This window comes from Mesorhizobium sp. M1365 (assembly GCF_040317865.1).
Lineage (GTDB): Bacteria > Pseudomonadota > Alphaproteobacteria > Rhizobiales > Rhizobiaceae > Mesorhizobium.
In genome coordinates, this window is the sequence record NZ_JAMYLG010000031.1 from 1 (window position 1) to 23,290 (window position 23,290).

Here is a 23,290-nt window from a genome sequence, read left to right on the forward strand (position 1 = left end):
GCGGGTGTTGTTCCCGCCCACCCCGCCAGTGCCGCACCTGATGTTTTTTGGCGGGTTGTACTTCCATCTAACCGTAAAGGGCTGAAAAGGGGGGCGGCCCGGTGGCGGGCCCGCGAGTTGTTGGACTTCAGTTGCTGACCACTGCTTCGGCGTCTTCGGCCGTGCGGATCTTGATGCCCTTTTCCCTGGCATAGGCCTCGGACGACTTCTCGATGATCGGACGCAGCAGCTTCCAGTCGGGCGCAATCCAGTCGGAGACGACGTTCCACTTCTTGCCGTCCCACTGCTGGAAGGTCACGTAGCCGTCACCTTCGTGATTGTCCCAGGAGACGTTGATCGAGTGGAACAGGTCCTTGGCGCCCAGCGCCTCGACGCGTGCCGGATCGAGCTTGAGATGCTCGAAGCCCCAGCGGACTTCGTCGCCGGTGAGCGTGCGGTTGCCGAACTTGGCCTGCGCGATGCGGACCGCCTCGACATTGAGGATGCCGTTGACGATGCCGAGATTGTGGTAGACCGAGCCGATACGGCTCTTTTCCTCGAGATTGCCTTTGCCGGCGCCGTAGACCGTTTTGACGATCTCCTGGACTACCGGATACTGCTCGCCTGACGCCTGGGTGGTGATGGCCGTATAGCCCTTGGCGGCATCGCCGGCGGGGATCACATCCTCTTCCGAATTCGACCAGACATTGCCGACGATGTGATCGGCCGGGAAGCCGGTCTTCTGCGCGGTCTTGAGCGCAACCGGGTTCATCACGCCCCAGCCGCGTAGCACCACATAGTCCGGATGCTCGCGACGGATCGTCAGCCACTGCGCCTGCTGCTCGTTGCCTGGATGCGGAACCTCGATCTGCGACAGCTCGAAGCCGTATTTCTGCGACAGCAGCTCATAGATCGGAATCGTCTCCTTGCCATAGGGCGAGCCGTGATAGAGCACGACGATCTTCTTGCCCTTGAGCTTGTCGAGGCCACCTTCCTTGGAGGCGATATAGTTCACGATGCCCGAGGTCTCGCTGTAGGGATTGAGCAGCAGCGGGAAGACGTAAGGGAACACGCGTCCGTCCGTGGTGTCGGTGCGGCCGTGGTTGATGGTGATCAGCGGCACCTTGTCATCGGTGATGCGGTCGATCATGGCATAGGCGATGCCGACCGAAAGCGGGTTCCAGGCGGCGATGCCGGGATTGCTCTTCAATCGTTCATAGACCTCGACGCCCTTCTCGACCTCATACTGCGTCTCGCCCTCGCTCCAGGTCAGCTTGACGCCGTTGACGCCGCCGTCGCGGATGTTGATCAGGTTGAGATAGTCGATGAAGCCGCCGAAGAAGCCGGTGCCGCCGGCGGCATAAGGGCCGACGCGGTAGCTCTGCAGGGGAAAATACTGCTCGTCGGCGTGGACCGCCGTCGCGCCGAGGACGAAGGCCGTGGCGATCGCCGCTTTCTTGAGGTGACTGAAGAAGGTCATGGATTGCGTCTCCTGAGGTTGTGGTCCGTGAGAGGATGTCGAGCGGCGCTCAGCTGGACCTTGAGCCGATCCGTCGTTTCAGGCGGTCGAAGAGGGCCGACAGCCCGTTCGGTTCCGCGATGAGGAAGATGATGATGAGCGCGCCGAGCACGATGCGCTGGCTCATGTCGAGAACACCCGAATCGAACAGTCCGCCAAACAGGAAGGCGCCAAGCCGCGACAGGATGAGCGGAAAGATGACGATGAACGCCGCTCCCAGAAAGGCGCCGCGTATCGAGGCCAGCCCGCCGATGATGATGATGAACAGGATCTGGAACGAGCGGTCGAGATTGAAGCCGGCCGGCTCGACCGTGCGCAGATAGGTGAAGGCCCACAGCACCCCGGCGACGCCGATGATGAAGGACGAGATGGCGAACGCGAGCAGCTTGGTCTTCAGCACAGGGACGCCGATCACCCGCGCGGCGGTCTCGTTGTCGCGCACGGCGATGAAATTGCGGCCGGTCGCGCTGTTGACCAGGCGCCAGACGAGCGCCGTGAGCACGATGACCGTGGTCACCGAGAGCAGGTAGCGGCCCGTCGCCCTGTCGAGCGAGAAGCCCGCAACGGCAAGGTGCGGCGCCGAGATCACCCCGGAAGGGTTGTCGTTGGAGAACCAGCCGAACTTGGTCAGCGCCCACTGCACGAAGAACTGGGCGGCGAGCGTCGAGACGGCGAGATAGAAGCCGCGCAGGCGCAGGCTCGGCAATCCGAACACGACGCCGATGCCGGCGGCCGAAATCCCGGCCAGGATCATGGTCGCTACCAGCGGCAGCCCTTCGACCCGCAGGTTGAAATTATAGGCGGCGAAAGCGCCGACCGCCATGAAGGCGGAGGAGCCCAGCGAAAGCTGGCCGCAATAGCCGGTCAAAAGGTTGAGGCCGACCGCCGCCAGGCTGAGCGCCAGGAACGGCAGCAGGATCGCCTCGACGAGATAGCTCGACGCATACGCGGGGATCAGGCCATAGGCCACGGCAATCAGGGCGGCCGGCAGAGCTAACTTCTGCCAGTCGATTGGAAGCCTTGCGGCATCGAGCGCTTGCACGGCCATCGGTCAGACCCTTTCGACAGTCTTCTGGCCAAACAGGCCGGAGGGGCGCACCAGCAGGACGACCAGCGCCAGCGCATAGGCGAACCAGCCTTCGATGCCGCCACCGACAAAGGGTCCGAGGTAGACCTCGGCGAGCTTCTCACTGGCGCCGATGATGAGGCCGCCGACGATGGCGCCGAGGATGGAATCGAAGCCGCCAAGCACCAGCACCGGCAGCGCCTTCAGCACGATCAGCGACAGCGAGAACTGGACGCCGAGGCGCGCGCCCCACAAAAGTCCCGCGACCAGTGCCACGAACCCCGCGGCCGTCCACACCGTTCCCCACATCCGGGGCAGCCGCAGCCCGACGGCGAGCGCCGCGAACTGGTCGTCTGCGACGGCGCGAAACGCCAGGCCGATGCGGGTCCAATAGAAGAATGCGCTCAAGCCGGCGACCATCGCCGCGGCAATGCCTGCAGCAAGAAGATCGAACGACGATATCAGGATACCGCCGACCTCGAACGGCGTGTCGTCGATGCCGAGGTCGAGCCCGTGCACCTGCGTGCCCCACACCAACTGGGCAGCGCCTTCAATGATGTAAGACAGGCCAAGCGTGGCCATGAACAGCGTCATCGGCGAGCGATTGACCAGCGGCCTCAGCACAGTTCGCTCGATGGTGAAGCCCAGCGCAACCATGATCGCGAGGGTAATGAGCAGCGAAAGCGCAAACGCGATGCCGCGTTCGACAAGGCTGACAAAGGTGAGTGCGGCGAACAGCACCATCGACCCTTGCGCGAAGTTCAGCACGCCCGACGTCTTGTAGATCAGCACGAAACCGATGGCGACGAGCGAATACATGACGCCTGAGAGCAAGCCACCGACCAGCACCTCGATGACGAAGAGGAAATCATAGTAGCTCATCAGATGCCCTCGCCATCTTCGCCTTCGGCGGTGCCGATATAGGCCCGGATCACCGCCGGATTGGCTCTGACCTCGGCCGGTGTCCCGTCGGCGATCTTGCGGCCGTAGTCGAGCACGGCGACGCGGTCGGAGAGTCCCATGACCACCCCGATGTCGTGTTCGATCAGGATGATGGTGACGTCGTGCCGGTCGCGCGCTGCGCGCACGAAACCGGCCATCTCGGCCTTCTCGGTCGCCGTCATGCCGGCCATCGGTTCGTCGAGCAGCAGGATCTTCGGCTCGGCGACAAGCGCGCGCGCCAGTTCGACCCGCTTCTGCAGGCCGTAGGGCAGCGTTGCGACCAGGCGATCGGCGACGGCCTCGAGATGCAGGAAGGCGATTGTCTGGTCGACCTTTTCAGCGATCGCGGCATCTTCGCGCCGGGCGCGCGGTAGACCGGCGATATGTTCGACGAAGCTGGCGCGCCGGGTGTGGACGCGGCCCGACGCGATATTGTCGCGCACTGAAAGCCCACCGAACAGTGCCAGGTTTTGGAAGGTGCGCGCGACGCCGAGCCGTGCCAGACGGCTTGCCGACACCCGGGAGAAGGACTGGCCATCGATCGCGATCTTGCCCTGATCGGCGTGATAGAGGCCGCTGATGATGTTGATCAGCGAGGATTTGCCGGCGCCATTGGGACCGATCACAGCGCGAATCTCGCGGCTTTTGACCTCGAGGTCGACATCCCGCAGTGCCGTGACGCCACCAAAGGAAATGCTGATCCCGCCCAGCGCCAGGATCGCATCAGCCTTTGCCGACAGGCGCGCCGGGCGCGTGTCCTCGACGGGACCAGCACCAGCAAGAATGCCGGAAATTTCGGGCGCGCGCTCGTATGCGGCGGCTCCCAGCGAAGCACCAATCATGAAACGTCCCTGATTTTGAAGGCGTGCGGGCGGCGGCCTGAAGGCCGCGCCTGTCCTATTCCGCGGCGACGAGCTCCCTGTCGCGCGCCGCTTCCAGTTCGCGCACCAGAGGGATGACGCGCTTGCCGAAGAACTCTACCTCTTCCTGGAAATGCAGGAAGCCGAGCAGGATCAGATCCGCGCCGGCATCCTTCAGCTTGAGGATGCGTTCGGCAATCTGTTCCGGCGTGCCGATGAGATTGCTGCGGAAGCCGTCATTGTATTGGACAAGATCCTCGAACGAGGATTTCGCCCAGTTACCCTCGCCTTCCGGCGACGCCTTGCCGGCATTCTTGACCTGATCGGCGAAACCCTGCACCGCCTCCGGATTGGCCTTGGCGATGATCTCGTCGAGCACGGTGCGCGCTTCTGCCTCGGTTTCGCGAGCGATGGCAAAGGCGTTGACGCCGATCTTGACCTTGTGGCCATTGGCCTTCGCCTTGGTCTTGATGTCGTCAACCTGCTTCTTGATCTCTTCCGGCGTGTTGCCGTTGGTGAAATACCAGTCGGAAACCCGCGCAGCCATGTCGCGCGCCGCGCGTGATGAGCCGCCCTGGAAGATCTCCGGCTGCGGATCGATCGGCTTCGGCTTCATCGAGTAGTTGGTAAAGCGATAGAAGTCGCCCTTCAGAGTGAAATTGTCCTCGGTCCAGATGCCGCGCAGCGCACGGATGAATTCCTCCGAGCGGCGATAGCGCTCGTCGTGGTCGAGCCACAGTTCGCCGATGGCGGCGAACTCACCGCGGAACCAGCCGCTCACGACATTGACGGCGACACGGCCATTGGTCAGGTGATTGATGGTGGCTATCTGCTTGGCCGCCAGCGCTGGATTCCATGGGCCGGGCAGGATCGCCGCGATGACTTTCAGCGTTGTGGTGGCAGCGAGCAAGGCATGGCTGAACGAGACGGATTCGTGCTGGTTGTCGGCGCCATAGCCGGCCGTGAAGCGTATTTGGCTCAGCGCGTAGTCGAAGCCGTTGGCCTCGGCGATCTGGGCGAGCTTGCGGTTATAATCGATGTCCCAGCCTGTCCGCTGCTCGATGTTGGAGATGACAAGGCCGCCCGAAACGTTCGGGACCCAGTAGGCGAACTTCACGTTGTCGGAATTCGAGGTCATTTCGTTTCGTTTCCCCTTTTTGATTGGCTTCAACCGACGCGCGTGGCGACGGCAGCATTTGCATGACTGGAATTAAGCAAGGAAATCGCTTCGGTAGCGGCCCGTGAGATGCGCTCGATAATCGCCGCGCCGACGATCTTGGCATCGACGAAATCGTCGGGCGCGCCGTAGACGCCGGTCGGGACGGTGACGGCCCCGAAAAAACCGAACAATGGCCGGAGCTGATGTTCGAGAACCAGGCCATGGTATGGACTTCCGCCGGTTGCCGCGAGAAGCACGGTCTTGCCCGTCAGTGCACGATGATCGACGAGGTCGAACAGGTGCTTGAGAGCGCCGGTGTAGGACGCCCGATAGACCGGCGTTCCGACCACGAGCAGGTCGGCCTTCTCGACACGCTGGATGATCGCTTCGCCAGACGCGCCGAGCGCACGACGAGACAGCCCGGCGAAAATCGAAGGCGCCGCCTCGGTGATTTCGATCACGCCGGTGTCTGCCGGGACGCGCAAGGCGACTGCCTTGACCAGCGCGTTGACCACCGCGGTAGTGCGCGATGGTGTGCTTACGCCGCCGGATATTCCGAGAACCGATAGCCTTGCCAACTCGTCAATCTCCCGGACCCTGCATGCGCATCGGGTCATTTCCAAACCGGGGCAGACGATATTCGACAAAATCTATAGAGATAAGGAACTACGTTCCGATTTTTCGGCCTCGCGGAGAAAAATGCCGTTCTGCTAATGGACGTAGCAATGTCCGTATAGCGAGCAGACCGAAGCTCAGGCCATCAATACGGCTTCGCATTCATCCATCACCATTTTCAAACGCGCCTAAGCCTTGGGCAATTAGGTTCGTTGCCATGACCAGTGAAACGATCGCGCCGGAATTGAAAACGACGACCCACCATTTACCGCCGGACAGGAAGCCGTAGCCGTCGGCGACGGCTAGCCCCCAATCGGCCGACGGCGGCTGGATGCCGAGGCCCAGAAAACTCAGCGTCGCGATCGAAAAGAACGCGTAGCCCAGCCGAGTGACGAACTCGATGAGGATGGTCTCCCTGATGTTGGGCAATATCTCCAGGAACATGATGGCGAGCGCGCCTTCGCCGCCAAGCCGGGCGGCGCTGACATAGTCGCGCTGCTTCTGCTCGCGCACGGCGGCGCGGACGGTGCGCGCCACCAGCGGCGCATAGGCGATGCCGATCACCAGGACGACCGTCAGGTTCGACGGCCCGATCGCCACCAGCGTCATGGTGACGAGAACGATGAATGGAAACGCCATCAGTGTATCGAGCAACCGCGCGCCGATGGCATCAGTGAGGCCATCGAAATAGCCGAGCACCAGGCCGATGATGCTGCCGGCGGCAACGCCGACCAGCGTCGCCAGCGGCGCAACCAGCAGGATATCGCGCGATCCGACGACAATGCGGGACAGCAGGTCGCGGCCGAGCTGATCGGTCCCGAACCAATGCGAGGCATCGGGCGGCGTCAGCATCGCCAGAAAATCCTCGGCATAGGGATCATACGGAACGAAAAGATTGCCTGCTACCGCGCATACGACCCAGAACAGTAGCAGCAGCGTTCCGATCACGACCGATGGGGGCAGTCCGGAGAAGGCACTGCCGATCCTGCGCACCGCCGGAAAACCGGCCACGGCGCGCCGTGATGCGGGAAACTCCGTCAGATCCGTCATGGCGAGGTCCGACGGCGTTGCCGCGGATCGAGCAAGGCCAGCACGAAGTCGCCCGCCGCCGCCGAAAGAACAAAGATTGCCGCCATCACCAGCACCCCCGCTTCAAGCATCGGGAAATCTCGCGCCTTGGCCGCGTTCAGAACCAGATTGCCAAGTCCCTGGATGCCGAACAGCGCTTCGATCACAACCAGCCCGCCAAGCATGTATCCGGTCTGCGTCGCCAGCACCGCGATGGTCGGGGTCAGCGCATTGCGCAGCACGTGCCGAAGGATGATCTCGCGCCGCTCAAGCCCTTTCAGGACGGCGGTGCGTGTGTAGTCGGCGGCCATCGCCTCGATCACGCCGGCCCGCGTCATCCGGGCGATGTAGCCGGCAAGATTGAGCACCAGCGGCAGCGCCGGCAGGATCAGATAATAGCCTTGCGTCCAGAAGCCCGCGCCATCCGGCGCAACGCCTGAGATCGGGAACCAATTCAGCCACAGGCCGAAAACGATGAGCAGCACCAGGCCGGACACAAAATCCGGCACGATGCCGAAGGAGACGCCCGCCATCACGATCAGCCGGTCGATGAGGCGGCCGGCGTTGAGACCGGCGATGACACCGCCGCCAACCCCGAGCGGAATGAGAAAGACCAAAATAATGCCGGCAAGGGATGCGGAGCGCTTCAGGCTCTCCTGCACGAACGGGGCCACCGGCGCGCGCATCGAAAGCGAGGTGCCGAAATCGCCTGACACCGCCTTGCTGAACCAGAGCCAATACTGGACGAGAACTGGCTGGTCGGCGCCCAGCCGCTTGTTCAGCTCCGCCACCGCCTGCGCGTCGGCAAACGGCCCGAGCATCACGCGGCCGACATCGCCGGGCAAAACCTGCCCGGCGAAGAAAACCAGGACACTGACAAGCCACAGCGTGAGGACAAGAGTGCCCACACGCGCTGACAGAATGCGGCCGGTCAGCATGTCGCGATCATGCCTGGACGAAGGAAACGCGATCGAGCAGCAGATGCGAGATTGCGGTGAAGCGCACGCCCTCGACCTTCGAGCTGACAATCCGGCTGTATTGCGAGAAGTAGCTGATGATCGCCGGCGTCTCGTCAAGCAAAAGCGTCTGGATCTTGCCGGCAGCAAGGCGCTGGGCATTGAGGTCACGCGCCTTCGAGTAGTCGAGCAGCAGCGCATCATAGCCGGGGTTGTTGAAATGCGCCGCGTTCCAGGCTCCCGTACTCTTCAGCGTGGCGTTGAGGAAGATGTCGGGCGTGCCGCGATGGCCGTAGTCGGTGATGCCGAGAACCGAATCCAGCCAGGGCGAGCTGCCGAAGGTCGCCGAGCCGTAATAGGCGTCCTGCGGCAGGACATTGAGCTTGACATCGATGCCGACCTTTTTGGCGAAGTTCTGGATGATCACCGCATAGTCGGGAATGTCATAGGCGCGTTCGGTGGTCAGCGTCACCTCGAAGCCGTTCGGCACGCCAGCCTCGCCAAGCAGCCGCTTGGCTTCCGTGATATCGTGCTTGCGCTGCGGCACCGACGGATCGGCCGAAGGGAAGATCGGCTCGAACGGGGTGTCGTTGCCGACGATGGCGCGGCCCTTCAGCAGCCCCTTGACCACCGCCTCGCGGTCGATGGTGAGTGCCAGCGCGCGGCGGATGCGCTTGTCGGTGAACGGCGCCTGGTCGGTTCTGAGATGCACCTGGTCATGCGAGCTTGCCTGCACGCTGAGCAGCTTGAAGTTGGGGTTGCCCTCGATCGCCAGTTCCAACCGCGTCGTGCTGGGGATGACGTCGAGCTGAGCGGCCTGCAGCGCCAGCACCTGCGCCTGCTCGTCGTCGAAGAACTTGATCTCGATGCGGTCGGGAAGTGCCTTCTCGCCCCAGTAATCCGGATTGCGCACGAAGCTGGCGCCTTGCTTGGGACGGAAGGATTCGAGCTTGAACGGGCCGGTGCCGTTGAAAGTCTTCTCGAAATCGCCGGCATAGTCGGCCGGCAGGATGACGGCATTATAGACGTCGGAGGAGACATAGAAGGGAAAGTTGCTGTTGGGACCGTCGAGATCGAAGGCGACTGTCTGCTCGTCGACCAGTTTGGCGCCACCCTTGGACAGGATGCCCTTGTAGGCTGAGAGCGCCGACGAGCCGCTGGCCGGATCGACCAGCCGCTCGAAGCTCGCCACCACGTCCCTGGCGGTGACCGCGCGGCCATCGTGGAATTTCACCCCTTGCCGCAATTTGAAGGTCCAGCGGCTGGCTGTCTCGTCGGCCTCCCAGGACAAGGCGAGCTTCGGCTGGAGACCGTCCTTCGGATCGTCGAGGATCAGATATTCGCCGACCTGGCTGATCACCCCGATGCTGGCCGGATCGGTCACCGAAACCGGATCGATCGCCTTGGTCGGCTGACCGAGCCCGGCACGAACCGTGCCGCCGGCGGCGGCCGCGGCGCGTGCGGCTCCGAACCCCTGCGAGGCGGCAAAGCCTGTCAGGCCGAGCAGTGCGGCGTATTTCAGGAGATCGCGGCGCTTGAGAAAGCCGCCCTGATATTCGTCGACGGCGACATTCCAGATGTCCCCCGACAGGCTGCGAAGTGCGTCGATATCCCTGCGTTTGGTCATGTTAAACCCTGCTTTGAAATGAAAATTAAAAACCTATGCGACGGGTTCACCGTCGAGATGGATGCGGTCAACGGCCTGCGGATAGAAGGCGATGAGGCCTTTGATCTTCGGCATTTCGACGATTGGATCCCGGTAGCTCCAGGCGATGTCCGGGCGCACCGTTCCGTCGCTCAGCACCCCCGACCAGTAGGAGGCAATGCCCTTGTAGGGACATCGCGTCGTTGTAACGGACGCGGTCAGCCGCTCCAGCCGGATGTCTTCCGCCGGTAGATAGAAACGCGTCGGCAGATGGGTCTCGAACAAAAGCACCGGGCGGTGACTGTCGGCGATCGGCTCGCCGTCGAACCAGACCTGCACATGGCTCGTGCTTTGCAGCACATCAATGCGCGCATAAGGGTCTCGCGCATGGACGAAGACCTCTTCGTCCTCCTCGAACCATTGGTCGACGGCCTTCCAGGTGAAGGCGATCCGCCCGGCCAGGGACGCCAGCGCTTCGTCCGGCGGCGAGATGAACGCCCACGCCGCGTTGGCACTGCGCCTGTCGCCGCTGTCGATATCCCAATAGGCCGTCTCGCCACCGACTGGATGCGGTTCGCGATGCAGCGAGGGCTTCAGCACCGACGGATCTACCGCTGACGGCGGGAAGAAATAGATCGGCAGGAAATGGTTGGAGCGCAGCACCAGCACGTTGCGGCTGTCGGCGATGGTGCGGCCGCCGAATTTGACGCGCACACGCTTGGGACTGTGCAGGACATTGACGAGCTGCGGCGCGGTGGCTTCGCGAGGCTGCAATCTTGGCGCGACGGTCATGATCGTTCTCCCGGTCAGGACACGGCGCGTGCGTTGTCGCGCTGCTCGGCGAAGCGGTTTGCCGGCCGCGCCAGACCGAAGCGGTCACGCAGCGTTCCCGGCGCGTATTCGGTCGGGAACACGCCGCGGCGCTGCAGCTCCGGCACCACCTGCTCGGCGAAATTCACCCAGTCCTCGGGCAGCAGCGGGAACATCAGGTTGAAGCCGTCGGCGGCGCCTGAAACGAACCAGTCCTGCAACTGGTCGGCGATCTGTTTGGGCGTGCCGGCGACGGTCGGCACCGAACCGCTGTTGGCGAGCTTGCGGGCGATGTCGCGTAGGCTGAGATTCTGCTTCGACCATTCCTTGACCCGGTTGAGCGATGTCCGTCCGCCATTGAAGGTGCTCTCGTCCGGCAGCGGCGGCAGCGGCCCGTCTGGCGGATAGACGGAGAGATCGATGCCGCTCCAGCTGGACAGAAGGTCGATGCCGACCTGATCGGGCAACAGGGTCTGGAGGTATTCCTGCTTTTCGCGGCCTTCCGCCTCGGAAGCGGCGACAATCGGCAGAATGCCCGGCAGGATCTTGAAGCTCTCCGGCCGCCTGCCATAGCGGGCGAGGCGCTCGTTGATGTCCTGCCGGTATTTGATGCCGTCTTCCCTGGTGCTGTAGATGGCGAAATGCACGTCGGCCTGGGCGGCGGCGAAGTTCTTGCCGTCCTCGGACGAGCCTGCCTGGACGATCAGCGGGTGGCCCTGCGGCGGCCGCGAAACGTTGAGCGGCCCGCGCACCTTGAAGTGCTTGCCCTTGTGATCGATGGGGTGGACCTTGTCGGGATCGGCGAAATAGCCCGTCTCCTTGTCGATCAGCAGCGCCTCGTCTTCCCAGCTGTCCCAAAGCGCCTTGACGATATCGAGGAATTCGGCCGCGCGCTCATAGCGGAACGCATGTTCGATGTTGCCGTCGCGGCCGAAATTGCGCGCCTCCTCGTCCATGGCCGATGTGACGACGTTCCACGACGCCCTGCCCTTGCTGATATGGTCGAGCGAGGCGAACATGCGCGCAACATTGTAGGGCTCGCTGTACGAGCTCGACACCGTGGTGATCAGGCCGATGTGTTTGGTCACGCCGGCCAGTGCCGACAGCAGCGTCAATGGCTCAAGGCGGGCATTGGCGTAGTGGGCGACACCGCTCTTGACCGAATCCCAGATCGAAACGTGGTCGGCGACGAAGATGGTGTCGATCCTGGCCCGCTCGGCCGCTTGCACGAGATCACGGTAGAACTCGAAGTCCAGCACCTCCCGGCCCGGCGCCCGCGGATGGCGCCACGACATCCGATGATCGCCCTGCGGGTTGAAGAAAAATGCGCTGAGGATCATGTGGTCTCGAGCCATGCCGGTCTCCTTCCAGATCTGCTCCGGAGATTGTCGCACTGCTTCGGCAAGCGGCGACAATCGCTCTTGAGCCATGAAAGTTAGATTGCGCTCCGTCCTAATTCGAGTAACTTTATAGATATAATGCGTTGCGAAAGTGGAAGCGATTGCCCTCGATCGCGACGCTGGAAGAAAGTGGTTTCAAGCTCCCAATGTCCTCCTCGGTTCTGAACGTCGACCAGCTTTCCATCGCCTATGACGGGCGCAATGGATCGCATCCCGCCGTCAGTGGCGTCTCCCTGCGCATAGGCGAAGGCGAAGCACTCGGCCTTGTCGGCGAGTCTGGATCGGGGAAAAGCTCGGTGGCGCTCGCCATCCTGCGCTATCTGCCGAAGAATGCCCGCATCGCGGCGTCAGCGCTGGAGTTCCAGGGCCGCGAAATCCGCGACCTTTCCGCCGAGCAGTTGCGCCAACTCAGGGGAAATCACATCGCCGCCGTCTACCAGCACCCGGGCGCGGCCCTCAACCCAAGCATGACGATCGGTCGCCAGATCACCGAGACGATCATGCGGCATCGCCCGGTGCGCCGTGACGAGGCGCGCGAGCGGGCCTGCGAACTGCTCGGGCGCGTTCGGGTGAGCCATCCGGAACGGGTGCTGGGGCTCTATCCACACGAACTCTCCGGCGGCATGCAGCAGCGCGCCAACATCGCCATCGCGATTGCGCTCGACCCGTCGCTGCTGGTGCTGGACGAGCCGACGACGGCGCTCGACGCCAGCGTCCAGTCCGAGATCATCGCCATCCTCTCCGGCCTGCGCAAGGACCACAAAACCAGCATTCTGCTGATCAGCCACGACATCAACATGATCCGCCGCTCCTGCGACCGGGTGGCGGTGATGCAGTCGGGAACCGTGGTCGAAAGCGGCGCCGCCGGCGATGTCTTCGACAACCCCTCTCACGCCTATACGAAGGCGCTGATCGCCTCGATCCCGGCGCTCAACTACACGAAGCGGAATGGAAGACTGGCGGAGGCGGACGGCCTGCCATCGCACTCGGCGGTCCAGAATGAAGAGGCCGGCGAGCGCAAAGAACGCCGAATCGCGATCGCCTGCAAAGGCATCAGCCATGCCTTCGGCAGCCAACCGGTGCTCAGCAATATCGATCTCGACATCGGCCACGGCGAGACCTTCGGGCTGATCGGCGAGTCCGGTTCGGGCAAGTCGACCCTGGCAAGGATCGTCACCGGCCTACAGACGCCAGACGCCGGATCGGTCGAGCTGTTCAGCAGGATGGTCGCACCACGTGTCGAGAAGAGAAGTCTTGGCGAACGCCGCGATGTGCAGATGGTTTTCCAGTCGCCGGATCGCACGCTAAACCCGCGTAAGCGGATCGGCAGGATCCTCGGCCGCCCGCTGCGCCGGCTCGCCGGCCTGCGCAGCAGTGAGATAAAGGCCCGCGTCAGCGATTTGCTGCAATCGGTTCGCCTTGCCGGCGCCACAGCCGAGCAGAAGTCGCGATCACTATCCGGCGGCCAGCGGCAACGGGCGGCCATCGCACGGGCCTTCGCCGGCGTGCCGAAGGTCGTCGTGCTCGACGAACCCACTTCGGCGCTCGACGTTTCCGTCCAGGCAACTGTTCTCAACCTGCTCAACGACCTGCAGCGCGACAAGGACACGACCTATCTGTTCATCAGCCACGATCTCAGGGTCGTGCGCTACATGGCCGACAGGATCGGCGTGCTGTACCGCGGCCGCCTGGTCGAAACCGGCTCATCCGACCAGATTTTTCACGGACCCAATCATCCCTATACGAAACTGCTGCTGGCGGCGTCTTCAGACGATGCAGCGCCGAAGATCATCTCTCAGGCCGACATCGCGGCGGGCCCGAGCCAGGGATGCGCCTTCGCCGGCCGTTGCTCGTTCGCTGTTGCCGATTGCTGGAAAGCCGAACCGCCCCTCAGCCAAGCTGGCGACGAGCACCTGATCGCATGTTGGCGGCTCGACCAAGGTTCATGAAGGACGGATCATCATTCTGAAGATCCGTCGCGCTCGCGAGGAAGGCGCGATGGAGCTGATCCCCGTCGCAAAGTGCCAAGAGACCGGGAGCTGCGGCCGTTCGAGGCGCGGATAGCAGGAAGCTTGGCGATCAAGCATCCACCGTAGTCACAGGCAAGCTCGCATGGTATTTCGTCTGAGGCTCGCTCCTTACAAGCCAATGTCTACAAGTTTGATAGACATTTGCTAAGAAGCCGGTCATACTGCCCGCTTCAAGTGCCTGACTTTTCGCCGTCCATGTTCGCAGGATCAGGAGATGACGATGACGCAGACATTTCTGGAAGCCGTTCCGAGCTGTATCAGGATCGTGATCGGCGCCCTTTTCCCGCCCATGGAGCTTTCACGTTATGCGCCCGACCAGGCGCAGGCGGACGACGCATCTGACTCCGAGGCGAAATTTCGCCGCTCAGGACGGGATGAAGCCTTCTATTGGGGCATCGGCACTTGCGGCTATTGGGTAGGCGCCCGTCGCATCCGGCCATAGACCAATCATCGAAATGCGGGGGTTACCTGGCAGCATTGGCTGGCTGCCGCGATCCAGGAGGAGACCGATGACCACACGCCTTTTACCCGCACTGCATGAGGGCCATGCTCCGATTCATTTGCACGGAGCCTTCGACGATGCCTTGGAAGCTTACCAAACCTGGATTCCGGGAACGGACGAGCCGCACGTGGAATTTGAGGACCAGATGGTGCCGATCAGTTCGGTCTTCGGCCGCATGCGGACCTGCACCGATATTCTTCCTTGGCGCATCGAGGGCGATGTCCTAGAGGTTGTCGGCAATGCACTGGTTTTCGGCGGCGAAAAGGCGATCACTTACGCCGATGCCGCTCTGGTCCTTCGCGCTTTGTGCGTGAAGCGGCTCCGGAGCGGCGACGTCGGCAACTAACAGGCGACGCTGCATAGGTTCCCGTCAAAGCCGGAGGAGCCGGGCACAAGGCAGCTCGGCTCCGTATCATTCAGCCGGTATGCGTCGCGATCTGCCCTGATAGCCTCTATTTGCTCAGTCGGTCATGCGCGGCGATGGCCATAGCTCTGCATGGTGCGGATAGACTGGTGCTGCGAGAGAGGATTGAACTCTCGACCTCTCCCTTACCAAGGGAGTGCTCTACCACTGAGCTACCGCAGCCGCCGATGGCGGGGCTTCTGCCATATCGAACCGGCAAGCGCAAGGCCAAGACAAAGACGGGTTGAAAGGCCGCACCGGGCGATCGTTGCGGACATGGCCGTGCCACAATGTTGGCTATCCCTTTATATGCACCGGCGGGTCGCCGGCCGGGGGCAGAACGATGAACGGCAAGACAGTTTCTCCGAACAAGGATGGATCACCGAAGAAGGATGGTTCAGCGAAAAAGGCCGGAACGGGCCGCAAGGACCGGCTGGCCGAGCAGTTGCGCGCCAACCTGCAGAAGCGCAAGGCGCAATCGCGCTCACGAAGAGCCGGCGACGCCGACAAGCGGCCGGAGGGGCTGCAAGCGGTGATGAAAAAAGATTAACGCGAATCGGCTATGTTGGTCGCCGGTACTTTGGCCAAGTCGGCGTGGGCCAAAGTGGGGAGTAGCCTGTTTCTTGAACCAAGCCGGCCAATGGTCTAGATGGCCGCAACAGACTCAACCGATTTAAACCGGCCTTGGCGCCGAGGGGACGCTCTTCATGGATCGCATCAGAATTGTCGGCGGCAACAAGCTTGCCGGAAGCATTCCGATCTCGGGCGCGAAAAACGCTGCGCTGCCGCTGATGATCGCCGCGCTTTTGACCGATGACACGCTGACGCTGGAAAACGTGCCGCATCTGGCCGATGTCGAGCAGCTGATCCGCATCCTCGGCAATCACGGCGTCGACTATTCGGTCAATGGCCGCCGCGAAAAGCAGCAGGAAGGCTATTCGCGCACCATCACTTTCTCGGCCCGCAACATCGTCGACACGACGGCGCCTTACGAGCTGGTGTCGAAGATGCGGGCGTCGTTCTGGGTGATCGGACCGCTGCTGGCCCGCATGGGCGAGGCCAAGGTGTCGCTGCCCGGCGGCTGCGCCATCGGCACACGGCCGGTTGACCTCTTCCTCGAAGGCCTGCAGGCGCTGGGCGCCGATATCGACGTCGACACCGGCTACGTCATCGCCAAGACCAGGAACGGCCGGCTTGTCGGCAACCGTTATGTGTTCCCGAAAGTTTCGGTCGGCGCCACCCATGTGCTGATGATGGCGGCCTCGCTGGCCAAGGGCGAGACGGTGCTCGAAAACGCCGCGCGCGAGCCGGAGATTGTCAATCTCGCCGAATGCCTCAACGCCATGGGCGCGAAGATCTCGGGCGCCGGCACGGCGACCATCACCATCGACGGCGTCGAGGCGCTGTCGGGTGCTCGCGTCAGGGTGATCCCCGACCGCATCGAGACCGGCACCTATGCGATGGCGGTGGCGATGACCGGCGGCGACGTCGTGCTGGAAGGCGCGCGGCCCGACCTGTTGCAGACGGCGCTCGACATCATTTCGCAGACCGGCGCCGAGATCACGCAGACTAATTCCGGCATCCGCGTCAGGCGCAACGGCGCCGGCATTTCGCCGGTCGATGTGACGACGGCGCCCTTCCCGGCTTTCCCGACCGATCTGCAGGCGCAGTTCATGGGCCTGATGACGATGGCCAAGGGCAAGTCGCGCATCACCGAGACGATCTTCGAAAACCGCTTCATGCACGTCCAGGAACTCGCCCGGCTCGGCGCCCACATCACGCTGTCCGGCCAGACGGCGATCGTCGACGGCGTAGCGAAGCTGAAGGGCGCGCCGGTCATGGCGACCGATCTTCGCGCCTCGGTGTCGCTGGTCATTGCCGGCCTTGCTGCCGAAGGCGAAACCACGGTCAACCGCGTCTACCATCTCGACCGCGGCTTCGAGCGGCTGGAGGAAAAGCTGTCTGGCTGCGGCGCGGAAATCGAGCGCATTTCGGGGTGACCATAGCAGGCTCAGGTCGGCACTGCCCCTCATCTGCCTGCCGGCATCTTCTCCCCGTATAGGGACGGGGAGAAGGGACGCCTCGCGAAGGATTTCGCCAATCTCCAGCGTTGCGGGAGGGTGCCGAGGTTGCGGCCAGCCCCTTCTCCCCGTCCCTATACGGGGAGAAGGTCCCGGCAGGGGGATGAGGGGCAGCGCTGACCGGGGCGATTGCCTGCACAAGACCTCCGGCGCGGTTGCACGAGCAGGAAAGACCGCCTAACAGAAGGTCGAATAATCAACTCGCAGGTGCGAATTCCGCATGAATGGCCTCAAGCTTGTCGCGCTCGACGATCAGGATCTGAGCATCATCTCGGCGTATGTCCAGGATGCCGTCATGAAGGTCAGCGATCTCGAGTACCTGCCTTCGGTAAAGCGCTTCGTGCTGACCATGAACCGCTTCGTCTGGGAGGCGAAATCCGGCTTCTTCCGCCAGCACAATGAGCGGCGGCAGGCCGTGCTGCATTTCGACCGGGTGCTCGGCGCCAAGACCAGCGGCATTGCCCGCGACAAGCCGGACGAGGTGCTGTCGCTGCTGGCGATCAGCTTTCTCGCGCTCGACAAACCGGCCGGCATCGTCGAGCTGATCTTTTCGGGCGGCGGCGCGATCATGCTCGATGTCGAATGCATCGAGGCGCGGCTTGCCGATGTCGGCGGCGCCTGGGAAGCGACGTCGCGCCCGGTCCACAGGGTCTGATGTAATGGCTATCACGCTTCGCCAGTCCGACGCCGATTTCGAGCAGCGCTTTGCCGCGTTCCTGCTGACCAAGCGGGAAGTCTCGGCCGATGTCGACGCCGTGGTGCGCGAGATCATCGCCAAGGTGCGCGCCGAGGGCGACGCGGCGCTGGTCGGGTACACGCAGAAATTCGGCGGCGGCGACCTGGCCAGGCTCGGCATCGCCGTCTCCAGGGACGACATTGCCAAGGCTTACGAGGCCGCCGATCCGCAGACGGTCGAGGCGCTGAAATTCGCGCGCGAGCGCATCCGCTCCCACCACCAGCGGCAGCTGCCGCAGGACGACCGCTACACCGATGCCGCCGGCGTCGAGCTCGGATCGCGCTGGACTGCAATCGAGGCCGTCGGGCTCTACGTGCCGGGCGGCACGGCGAGCTATCCGAGTTCGGTGCTGATGAACGCGGTGCCGGCCAAGGTCGCCGGCGTCGAGCGCATCGCCATGGTGGTACCGGCCTCTGGCGGCGAGGTGCCGCCGCTGGTGCTGGTGGCAGCCGACCTTGCCGGTGTCTCCGAAATCTACCGCGTTGGTGGCGCCCAGGCGATCGCGGCCCTTGCCTATGGTACCGAAACGATAAAGCCCGTCGCCAAGATCGTCGGCCCTGGCAATGCCTATGTCGCGGCGGCCAAGCGCCAGGTGTTCGGCACGGTCGGCATCGACATGATCGCCGGGCCGTCGGAAGTGCTGGTTGTCGCCGACGGCAGCAACGATCCGGACTGGATCGCCGCCGACCTCCTCGCCCAGGCCGAACACGATGTGTCGGCGCAGTCGATCTTGATCACCGACGACCGTGCCTTTGGCGCAGCGGTAGAACAGGCGGTGGGGCGGCAGTTGCAGAACCTGCCGCGCGGAGAAACGGCGGCGGCGAGCTGGCGCGATTTCGGCGCCGTCATCCTGGTGCCGACGATCGAGGCAGCACTGACGCTGGTCGACCGCATCGCGGCCGAACATGTCGAGCTTGCCATCGACGACCCAGAGGCGTTCCTGGCGCGGATGCGCAATGCCGGTGCGGTGTTTCTCGGCCGCCACACGCCGGAAGCCATCGGCGACTATGTCGCCGGCTCCAATCACGTGCTGCCGACGGCGCGCTCGGCGCGCTTTTCGTCCGGGCTTTCGGTGCTCGATTTCGTCAAGCGCACTTCGATCCTGAAGCTCGGGCCGGAGCAGTTGCGGGCACTGGCGCCGGCGGCGATCACGCTCGCCAAGGCGGAAGGCCTCGATGCGCATGGACGCTCCGTCGCCATCCGGCTGAACATGTAGAAATGTCCGACTACGACCAAACCCGCGCCAGGCTGATCGATGTCGAGCTCGACGAGACGATCGGCCGCTCGACGCCCGATGTCGAGCATGAGCGGGCGGTGGCGATCTTCGACCTGATCGAGGAGAACCGCTTCCAGCCGGTCAATGACGACGGCGCCGGGCCATACCGGCTGAAACTGTCGCTGGCCGAGTCCCGGCTGGTGTTCGCGGTGACGCGCGAGGACGGCGCAGCCGTGGTCACCCACATCCTGTCGCTGACGCCGCTTCGGCGCATCGTCAAGGACTACTACATGATCTGCGAAAGCTATTACGATGCCATCCGCACCGCGACGCCAAGCCATATCGAGGCGATAGACATGGGCCGGCGCGGCCTGCACAATGAAGGCTCGCAGAGGCTGATGGACCGGCTTGCCGGCAAGATCGAGATTGACTTCGACACGGCGCGCCGGCTGTTCACGCTGGTTTGCGTGCTGCACTGGCGAGGCTGAAACTGGCCGCCCCGCTGCCCCGCCAGATCCTGCCCCGCTCGATCCTGTTTGTCTGCGGCATGAACGCCGTGCGCTCGCCGATGGCCGAATTGCTGGCGCGCAAGGTGCTCCCGCCTACCACCTTCGTCGCCTCGGCGGGAGTGCGCGGCGGCGAACGCGATCCGTTCGTCGATGCCGTGCTGGCCGAAGAAGGGCTGTCGCTCGGCGAACGGCACCCGAGAACGATGGATGACCTCGAGGACGATTATTTCGACCTGATCGTCACGCTGGCGCCGGAAGCCCACCACATCGCGCTCGAACTCACCCGCTCGCTGGCCGTCGAGGTCGAATATTGGCCGATGCCCGACCCGACCGGCGTCAGCGGCACGCGCGAGCAGATCATGGCCGCCTACCGCGACGTGCGCGAGCGGCTGAAGGCGCGGATCGGCCGCCGTTTCCTCGGCAACGGGGCTGAAAACGCCGCGGATTAAGCATGTTCACAAGCGGGCGTTTATCATATAGGTTCCGCGCAACTTTCCGGCCGGGGCGCTGGAAGTACCCATCCAAGCAAAGGTATCGAATGCCGAAGGAAGAAGTCCTCGAGTTTCCGGGTGTCGTGACGGAACTGCTGCCCAACGCGATGTTCAGGGTCAAGCTCGAAAACGAACATGAAATCATCGCCCATACGGCCGGCCGCATGCGCAAGAACCGCATCCGCGTTTTGACCGGCGACAAGGTCCTGGTCGAGATGACGCCCTACGACCTGACCAAGGGCCGCATCACCTACCGCTTCAAGTAAGTTCAAGGACCCGGCCGGGATCGCGATGGGCATTTTGCAGAAGCTCGTGCTTGCCTCGGGTTCGCCACGCCGGATCGAGCTGCTGCAGCAGGCCGGCATCGAGCCGGACCGTGTGCTGCCGGCTGATGTCGACGAGACGCCGCTGCGCGCCGAGCACCCGCGCTCGCTGGCCAAGCGCCTGGCGACGCAGAAGGCCGAGAAAGCGCTGGCCTCGCTGAAAACCGAGACGGAATACGCGCCGAGCTTCGTGCTGGCGGCCGACACGGTGGTTGCCGTCGGGCGACGCATCCTGCCCAAGGCCGAGACGCTCGACGACGCCGCCAACTGCCTTGGGCTTTTGTCCGGCCGTTCGCACCGCGTCTATTCCGGCATCTGCCTGATCACACCTGGCGGCAAGCAGCGCTTGCGGCTGGTCGAGACCAGGGTGCGCTTCAAGCGGCTGCCGCGCGAGGAGATCGAGGCCTACATCGCATCCGGAGAATGGCGCGGCAAGGCCGGCGGCTATGGCGTCCAGGGGCTTGCCGGCGCCTTCGTCGTCAAGCTTGTCGGCTCCTACACCAACGTCGTCGGCCTGCCACTCTACGAGACGGTAGCGCTTTTGAGCGGCGAAGGGTTTAAGGTGCACGCCAACTGGCTGTCGGGTGCGCGGATATGAGCCCGGACGACAAGGTCACGACGTTGCGGCCCAAGCGGCCCTGCCCCGAATGCGGCAAGCCATCGGCGCGCGAAACCTACCCGTTCTGCTCGACGCGCTGCAAGGACATCGACCTCAACCGCTGGCTGAAGGGGGTCTACGTCATCCCGGGCCGCGACGACGAGGACGAGAACGACGACCAGAAATAGCGCCGTCCACCTGCGGTTTTCCACAGGCTTGGGACGGTTTCGCAGCCGCGATCGTGACTAATGATCGGCCTTGCGGACTGCCTGTCGTTTCCCGCCTGCGATCAATGTCCAGAACCTGTTCCATCCCGGCACTGTCGGACGGAACAGGTTCTGGCGTTTTGTCTGAGCATGATCTTTTCCGAAAACCGGATTCCACTTTCGGGATCATGCTCTAAGCGCTGGACAGTCCGGATTCCCGTGCTATAACCCACGCGCTTTCAAGGGGTGCCGACGGCGCTTTCATGAACCCGGTGTGCAGATTGCCGCCCACCGGAGCAGGCCCAGATAGCTCAGTTGGTAGAGCAGCGGACTGAAAATCCGCGTGTCGGTGGTTCGAATCCGCCTCTGGGCACCATCCCCTTCCTAAGGTGTTGATACAGCTGAAAAACCAGCAAAATGAAATGGTTAGGGCTAGCCGAGTGCTACACACGGGTGTTACACATGGTCCTAGCTATGAGCCGTCCAACAAAACATCGTAAGACAGGCGTTTACTGGTTCCGAAAGCGGCTGCCAGCCGACATCGTTTTGTTGACCGGCCGCCGAGAAGTCAACAAGACACTCGGAACCAAAGACCCCGAAGAGGCAAAGCGAAAATACGCAGAGGTTCTTGCGGGGTTTGAACACGAATGGGCGCAGCTTCGGCTTGGAGATCGGTCATTAAATGGAAGTAGCTTGGGTCGTCCTGCCGCTGCAGGCCTGGATGTGCTCGCACCGCGCCTCATCACGGATCGGGAGGCGCACGTTTTAGCCGCGGCCGTGCACGATGAGTGGCTTGCAAAATTCTGCGACAATCCGAGTGAACAGCTCCACTGGCACACCGAACTGTACGAGGGCATGTGGAAAAAGTACCCGTTGCCGTCAACCGATCCCGTTGCTGGGGTGGAAGGCATTGCTGATCCCATCCTGGGGACAATGCCAATCGAGAATGTCTTTTGGAAATCAATGAGAGCCGGATGCGTAAGCAGGGCGAAAGACATCCTCGATAAGAACGGCTTCAGCGACGATCCCTGGAGCATTCACAAAACTGCCCGTGCCGTAGGAGCCGCGTTGCAGCGAGCCAGCTTGACACTGCAAAGGCTTGAACACGGGGAGTTTGAACCAGCAGTGCAGTCCGGGTGGATTCATCGTTCGGCAAATTCTCAGCCAACTGACGGTCAGTCGCCTAAGACGGCGGCTGCAAAGGAGAGCTCCGACACGACCTTGACTGGGCTCGTGGGCGGCTGGTGGAAGGAGAGCAAAGCAGCCGGCAGAAAACCGAGCACTTATGAAAGCTACAGAGACGCGTTTGCCTATCTTGCTCGGTTTCTGAAACACGACGATGCATCGAAGGTTACGGCCAAGGATGTCATTGCCTTCAAAGATCACCGACTGAGCACACCTTCGCCGAAAACCGGAAAGATGATTTCCGCCAAAACGGTTAAGGATAGCAATCTCTCGGCTCTGAAAGTGGTCTTCGGCTGGGGGGTCGCCAATGGACTCGTCGCTCATAATCCAGCTGTCGGTGTGACCTTAAAGGTCGGAAAACCTGCTCGCCATAGATCGAAGGGCTTTTCTGATGAAGAGGCCAAAACGATCCTTTCTGGCGCGCTATCTCATCAGCGAGGGCAGGAAAATCCGAAGACATTTGCGGCAAAGCGTTGGATACCGTTGTTGTGTGCATTTACCGGAGCTCGCGTGGGCGAACTGGCCCAGTTGAGAAAGCAGGATGTATCTTTGCGCGGCGACGTCTGGGTAATTCGCATCACTCCTGAAGCCGGAACGGTCAAAACCAATGAAGCCCGCGAGGTACCCCTTCATCAGCAGGTGATCGACCTTGGATTCCCAGTCTTTGTAGAAGGCGCTGACAGCGGTCACCTCTTTCTGAATGTCGACCCATCAGAAAATAACCGGGGAGCTTTACGCGGTCTAAAAAATCGGCTCGCAGAGTTCGCGCGCGCCTTTGTATCAGATCCGGATGTGGCACCGAATCATGGCTGGCGGCATCGCTTCAAAACAGTTGGAATGGAAGCTGGAATTCCACCCCGCATTCTGGATGCGATTCAAGGTCAGGCCGCTAGGACGGTTGCCGATACTTATGGGGAAGTAACGCTGAGGACAATGGCTGGCGAGATCGCGAAATTGCCCTCCTATTCATTAGAACCTCAATGACCGGTGG

General features: G+C 62.7%; 24 protein-coding genes and 2 tRNA genes. 14 read left to right on the plus strand and 12 right to left on the minus strand.

Translation table 11 applies throughout. The annotated features are described in order from the left end of the window. Positions 1 to 127 precede the first annotated feature (127 nt). From NKH04_RS24660 to NKH04_RS24710, 11 genes are all read right to left on the minus strand, one after another. On the minus strand, positions 128 to 1,459 hold the full coding sequence (locus NKH04_RS24660; protein ID WP_352613954.1) for an ABC transporter substrate-binding protein: 1,332 nt from the start codon (positions 1,457 to 1,459) through the stop codon (positions 128 to 130). 49 nt (positions 1,460 to 1,508) lie between these two features. Beyond that, positions 1,509 to 2,546 (minus strand): branched-chain amino acid ABC transporter permease, encoded by a 1,038-nt coding sequence (locus NKH04_RS24665; RefSeq protein WP_353045109.1) that lies wholly within the window; start codon positions 2,544 to 2,546, stop codon positions 1,509 to 1,511. A gap of 3 nt (positions 2,547 to 2,549) precedes the next feature. Continuing rightward, complete coding sequence (locus tag NKH04_RS24670; RefSeq protein WP_353045110.1) at positions 2,550 to 3,446, minus strand: branched-chain amino acid ABC transporter permease; 897 nt, start codon at positions 3,444 to 3,446, stop codon at positions 2,550 to 2,552. Beyond that, positions 3,446 to 4,348, minus strand: a complete 903-nt coding sequence (locus NKH04_RS24675) for an ABC transporter ATP-binding protein (RefSeq protein ID WP_352531517.1) — start codon at positions 4,346 to 4,348, stop codon at positions 3,446 to 3,448. Before NKH04_RS24675 ends, NKH04_RS24670 begins: the two co-directional genes overlap by 1 nt. A gap of 55 nt (positions 4,349 to 4,403) precedes the next feature. Then, on the minus strand, positions 4,404 to 5,504 hold the full coding sequence (sfnG, locus tag NKH04_RS24680) for a dimethylsulfone monooxygenase SfnG (RefSeq protein WP_023722893.1): 1,101 nt from the start codon (positions 5,502 to 5,504) through the stop codon (positions 4,404 to 4,406). A 29-nt stretch (positions 5,505 to 5,533) separates the two neighbouring features. Further along, entirely contained in the window at positions 5,534 to 6,103 is a 570-nt protein-coding gene (gene msuE, locus NKH04_RS24685) for an FMN reductase (RefSeq protein WP_352772567.1), read from the minus strand. 199 nt (positions 6,104 to 6,302) lie between these two features. After that, positions 6,303 to 7,190, minus strand: coding sequence for an ABC transporter permease (locus NKH04_RS24690; RefSeq protein ID WP_352902981.1), 888 nt, complete (start codon positions 7,188 to 7,190; stop codon positions 6,303 to 6,305). Continuing rightward, positions 7,187 to 8,146 (minus strand): ABC transporter permease, encoded by a 960-nt coding sequence (locus NKH04_RS24695; protein WP_353045111.1) that lies wholly within the window; start codon positions 8,144 to 8,146, stop codon positions 7,187 to 7,189. Before NKH04_RS24695 ends, NKH04_RS24690 begins: the two co-directional genes overlap by 4 nt. A gap of 7 nt (positions 8,147 to 8,153) precedes the next feature. Next, positions 8,154 to 9,791 carry an ABC transporter substrate-binding protein gene (locus NKH04_RS24700; RefSeq protein ID WP_353045112.1) on the minus strand — a complete coding sequence of 546 codons (1,638 nt, stop codon included), beginning with the start codon at positions 9,789 to 9,791 and terminating at the stop codon, positions 8,154 to 8,156. Positions 9,792 to 9,824: 33 nt separating this feature from the next. Beyond that, a complete protein-coding gene (locus tag NKH04_RS24705) occupies positions 9,825 to 10,601 on the minus strand; it encodes a DUF427 domain-containing protein (protein ID WP_353045113.1) in 777 nt (258 codons plus the stop codon). 14 nt (positions 10,602 to 10,615) lie between these two features. Further along, entirely contained in the window at positions 10,616 to 11,974 is a 1,359-nt protein-coding gene (locus NKH04_RS24710; RefSeq protein WP_352813650.1) for an LLM class flavin-dependent oxidoreductase, read from the minus strand. 191 nt (positions 11,975 to 12,165) lie between these two features. Here NKH04_RS24710 and NKH04_RS24715 point away from each other — a divergent pair, with 191 nt between their 5' ends. From NKH04_RS24715 to NKH04_RS24725, 3 genes are all read left to right on the plus strand, one after another. Further along, a complete protein-coding gene (locus NKH04_RS24715; protein WP_353045114.1) occupies positions 12,166 to 13,968 on the plus strand; it encodes a dipeptide ABC transporter ATP-binding protein in 1,803 nt (600 codons plus the stop codon). Between the two features lie 295 nt (positions 13,969 to 14,263). Then, the gene (locus NKH04_RS24720) at positions 14,264 to 14,491 is read left to right on the plus strand and encodes a hypothetical protein (protein ID WP_353045115.1); all 228 of its coding nucleotides are present in this window, start codon (positions 14,264 to 14,266) and stop codon (positions 14,489 to 14,491) included. Between the two features lie 67 nt (positions 14,492 to 14,558). Then, on the plus strand, positions 14,559 to 14,897 hold the full coding sequence (locus tag NKH04_RS24725) for a BRA0787 family protein (RefSeq protein ID WP_352613946.1): 339 nt from the start codon (positions 14,559 to 14,561) through the stop codon (positions 14,895 to 14,897). 165 nt (positions 14,898 to 15,062) lie between these two features. Here NKH04_RS24725 and NKH04_RS24730 read toward each other — a convergent pair. After that, a tRNA-Thr gene (locus NKH04_RS24730) sits at positions 15,063 to 15,137 on the minus strand. A 160-nt stretch (positions 15,138 to 15,297) separates the two neighbouring features. On the opposite strand from NKH04_RS24730, the gene NKH04_RS24735 reads away from it, so the two are divergent. From NKH04_RS24735 to NKH04_RS24785, 11 genes are all read left to right on the plus strand, one after another. Continuing rightward, on the plus strand, positions 15,298 to 15,504 hold the full coding sequence (locus NKH04_RS24735) for a hypothetical protein (protein WP_352501732.1): 207 nt from the start codon (positions 15,298 to 15,300) through the stop codon (positions 15,502 to 15,504). Positions 15,505 to 15,661: 157 nt separating this feature from the next. After that, complete coding sequence (gene murA, locus NKH04_RS24740) at positions 15,662 to 16,954, plus strand: UDP-N-acetylglucosamine 1-carboxyvinyltransferase (protein ID WP_023677408.1); 1,293 nt, start codon at positions 15,662 to 15,664, stop codon at positions 16,952 to 16,954. Between the two features lie 301 nt (positions 16,955 to 17,255). Next, positions 17,256 to 17,690 carry a DUF2948 family protein gene (locus tag NKH04_RS24745; protein WP_353045116.1) on the plus strand — a complete coding sequence of 145 codons (435 nt, stop codon included), beginning with the start codon at positions 17,256 to 17,258 and terminating at the stop codon, positions 17,688 to 17,690. A 4-nt stretch (positions 17,691 to 17,694) separates the two neighbouring features. Further along, the gene (gene hisD / locus NKH04_RS24750; RefSeq protein WP_353045117.1) at positions 17,695 to 18,987 is read left to right on the plus strand and encodes a histidinol dehydrogenase; all 1,293 of its coding nucleotides are present in this window, start codon (positions 17,695 to 17,697) and stop codon (positions 18,985 to 18,987) included. A gap of 2 nt (positions 18,988 to 18,989) precedes the next feature. After that, a complete protein-coding gene (locus NKH04_RS24755; RefSeq protein WP_352470151.1) occupies positions 18,990 to 19,475 on the plus strand; it encodes a UPF0262 family protein in 486 nt (161 codons plus the stop codon). Beyond that, positions 19,463 to 19,945, plus strand: a complete 483-nt coding sequence (locus tag NKH04_RS24760; protein WP_502893829.1) for an arsenate-mycothiol transferase ArsC — start codon at positions 19,463 to 19,465, stop codon at positions 19,943 to 19,945. Before NKH04_RS24755 ends, NKH04_RS24760 begins: the two co-directional genes overlap by 13 nt. 89 nt (positions 19,946 to 20,034) lie before the next feature. Continuing rightward, on the plus strand, positions 20,035 to 20,253 hold the full coding sequence (gene infA, locus NKH04_RS24765) for a translation initiation factor IF-1 (RefSeq protein ID WP_006200926.1): 219 nt from the start codon (positions 20,035 to 20,037) through the stop codon (positions 20,251 to 20,253). Between the two features lie 25 nt (positions 20,254 to 20,278). Then, positions 20,279 to 20,908: a Maf-like protein gene (locus NKH04_RS24770; RefSeq protein ID WP_352541332.1), complete on the plus strand. Its 630-nt coding sequence runs from the start codon at positions 20,279 to 20,281 to the stop codon at positions 20,906 to 20,908. Then, positions 20,905 to 21,096 carry a DNA gyrase inhibitor YacG gene (gene yacG / locus NKH04_RS24775; RefSeq protein WP_353045118.1) on the plus strand — a complete coding sequence of 64 codons (192 nt, stop codon included), beginning with the start codon at positions 20,905 to 20,907 and terminating at the stop codon, positions 21,094 to 21,096. Before NKH04_RS24770 ends, yacG begins: the two co-directional genes overlap by 4 nt. A 318-nt stretch (positions 21,097 to 21,414) precedes the next feature. After that, positions 21,415 to 21,490: transfer RNA gene (locus NKH04_RS24780), tRNA-Phe, on the plus strand. A 41-nt stretch (positions 21,491 to 21,531) separates the two neighbouring features. Next, the gene (locus NKH04_RS24785) at positions 21,532 to 23,283 is read left to right on the plus strand and encodes a DUF6538 domain-containing protein (protein ID WP_353045119.1); all 1,752 of its coding nucleotides are present in this window, start codon (positions 21,532 to 21,534) and stop codon (positions 23,281 to 23,283) included. The last annotated feature ends 7 nt before the right edge of the window (positions 23,284 to 23,290 follow it).

What these genes read in the sequence shown, in the direction of transcription:
- NKH04_RS24660 (WP_352613954.1), bottom strand. Translation starts at nt 1,459, where the DNA reads ATGACCTTCTTCAGTCACCTCAAGAAAGCGGCGATCGCCACGGCCTTC.
- NKH04_RS24665 (WP_353045109.1), bottom strand. Translation starts at nt 2,546, where the DNA reads ATGGCCGTGCAAGCGCTCGATGCCGCAAGGCTTCCAATCGACTGGCAG.
- NKH04_RS24670 (WP_353045110.1), bottom strand. Translation starts at nt 3,446, where the DNA reads ATGAGCTACTATGATTTCCTCTTCGTCATCGAGGTGCTGGTCGGTGGC.
- NKH04_RS24675 (WP_352531517.1), bottom strand. Translation starts at nt 4,348, where the DNA reads ATGATTGGTGCTTCGCTGGGAGCCGCCGCATACGAGCGCGCGCCCGAA.
- sfnG (WP_023722893.1), bottom strand. Translation starts at nt 5,504, where the DNA reads ATGACCTCGAATTCCGACAACGTGAAGTTCGCCTACTGGGTCCCGAAC.
- NKH04_RS24690 (WP_352902981.1), bottom strand. Translation starts at nt 7,190, where the DNA reads ATGACGGATCTGACGGAGTTTCCCGCATCACGGCGCGCCGTGGCCGGT.
- NKH04_RS24695 (WP_353045111.1), bottom strand. Translation starts at nt 8,146, where the DNA reads ATGCTGACCGGCCGCATTCTGTCAGCGCGTGTGGGCACTCTTGTCCTC.
- NKH04_RS24700 (WP_353045112.1), bottom strand. Translation starts at nt 9,791, where the DNA reads ATGACCAAACGCAGGGATATCGACGCACTTCGCAGCCTGTCGGGGGAC.
- NKH04_RS24705 (WP_353045113.1), bottom strand. Translation starts at nt 10,601, where the DNA reads ATGACCGTCGCGCCAAGATTGCAGCCTCGCGAAGCCACCGCGCCGCAG.
- NKH04_RS24710 (WP_352813650.1), bottom strand. Translation starts at nt 11,974, where the DNA reads ATGGCTCGAGACCACATGATCCTCAGCGCATTTTTCTTCAACCCGCAG.
- NKH04_RS24715 (WP_353045114.1), top strand. Translation starts at nt 12,166, where the DNA reads ATGTCCTCCTCGGTTCTGAACGTCGACCAGCTTTCCATCGCCTATGAC.
- NKH04_RS24720 (WP_353045115.1), top strand. Translation starts at nt 14,264, where the DNA reads ATGACGATGACGCAGACATTTCTGGAAGCCGTTCCGAGCTGTATCAGG.
- NKH04_RS24725 (WP_352613946.1), top strand. Translation starts at nt 14,559, where the DNA reads ATGACCACACGCCTTTTACCCGCACTGCATGAGGGCCATGCTCCGATT.
- NKH04_RS24735 (WP_352501732.1), top strand. Translation starts at nt 15,298, where the DNA reads ATGAACGGCAAGACAGTTTCTCCGAACAAGGATGGATCACCGAAGAAG.
- murA (WP_023677408.1), top strand. Translation starts at nt 15,662, where the DNA reads ATGGATCGCATCAGAATTGTCGGCGGCAACAAGCTTGCCGGAAGCATT.
- NKH04_RS24745 (WP_353045116.1), top strand. Translation starts at nt 17,256, where the DNA reads ATGAATGGCCTCAAGCTTGTCGCGCTCGACGATCAGGATCTGAGCATC.
- hisD (WP_353045117.1), top strand. Translation starts at nt 17,695, where the DNA reads ATGGCTATCACGCTTCGCCAGTCCGACGCCGATTTCGAGCAGCGCTTT.
- NKH04_RS24755 (WP_352470151.1), top strand. Translation starts at nt 18,990, where the DNA reads ATGTCCGACTACGACCAAACCCGCGCCAGGCTGATCGATGTCGAGCTC.
- infA (WP_006200926.1), top strand. Translation starts at nt 20,035, where the DNA reads ATGCCGAAGGAAGAAGTCCTCGAGTTTCCGGGTGTCGTGACGGAACTG.
- NKH04_RS24770 (WP_352541332.1), top strand. Translation starts at nt 20,279, where the DNA reads ATGGGCATTTTGCAGAAGCTCGTGCTTGCCTCGGGTTCGCCACGCCGG.
- yacG (WP_353045118.1), top strand. Translation starts at nt 20,905, where the DNA reads ATGAGCCCGGACGACAAGGTCACGACGTTGCGGCCCAAGCGGCCCTGC.
- NKH04_RS24785 (WP_353045119.1), top strand. Translation starts at nt 21,532, where the DNA reads ATGAAATGGTTAGGGCTAGCCGAGTGCTACACACGGGTGTTACACATG.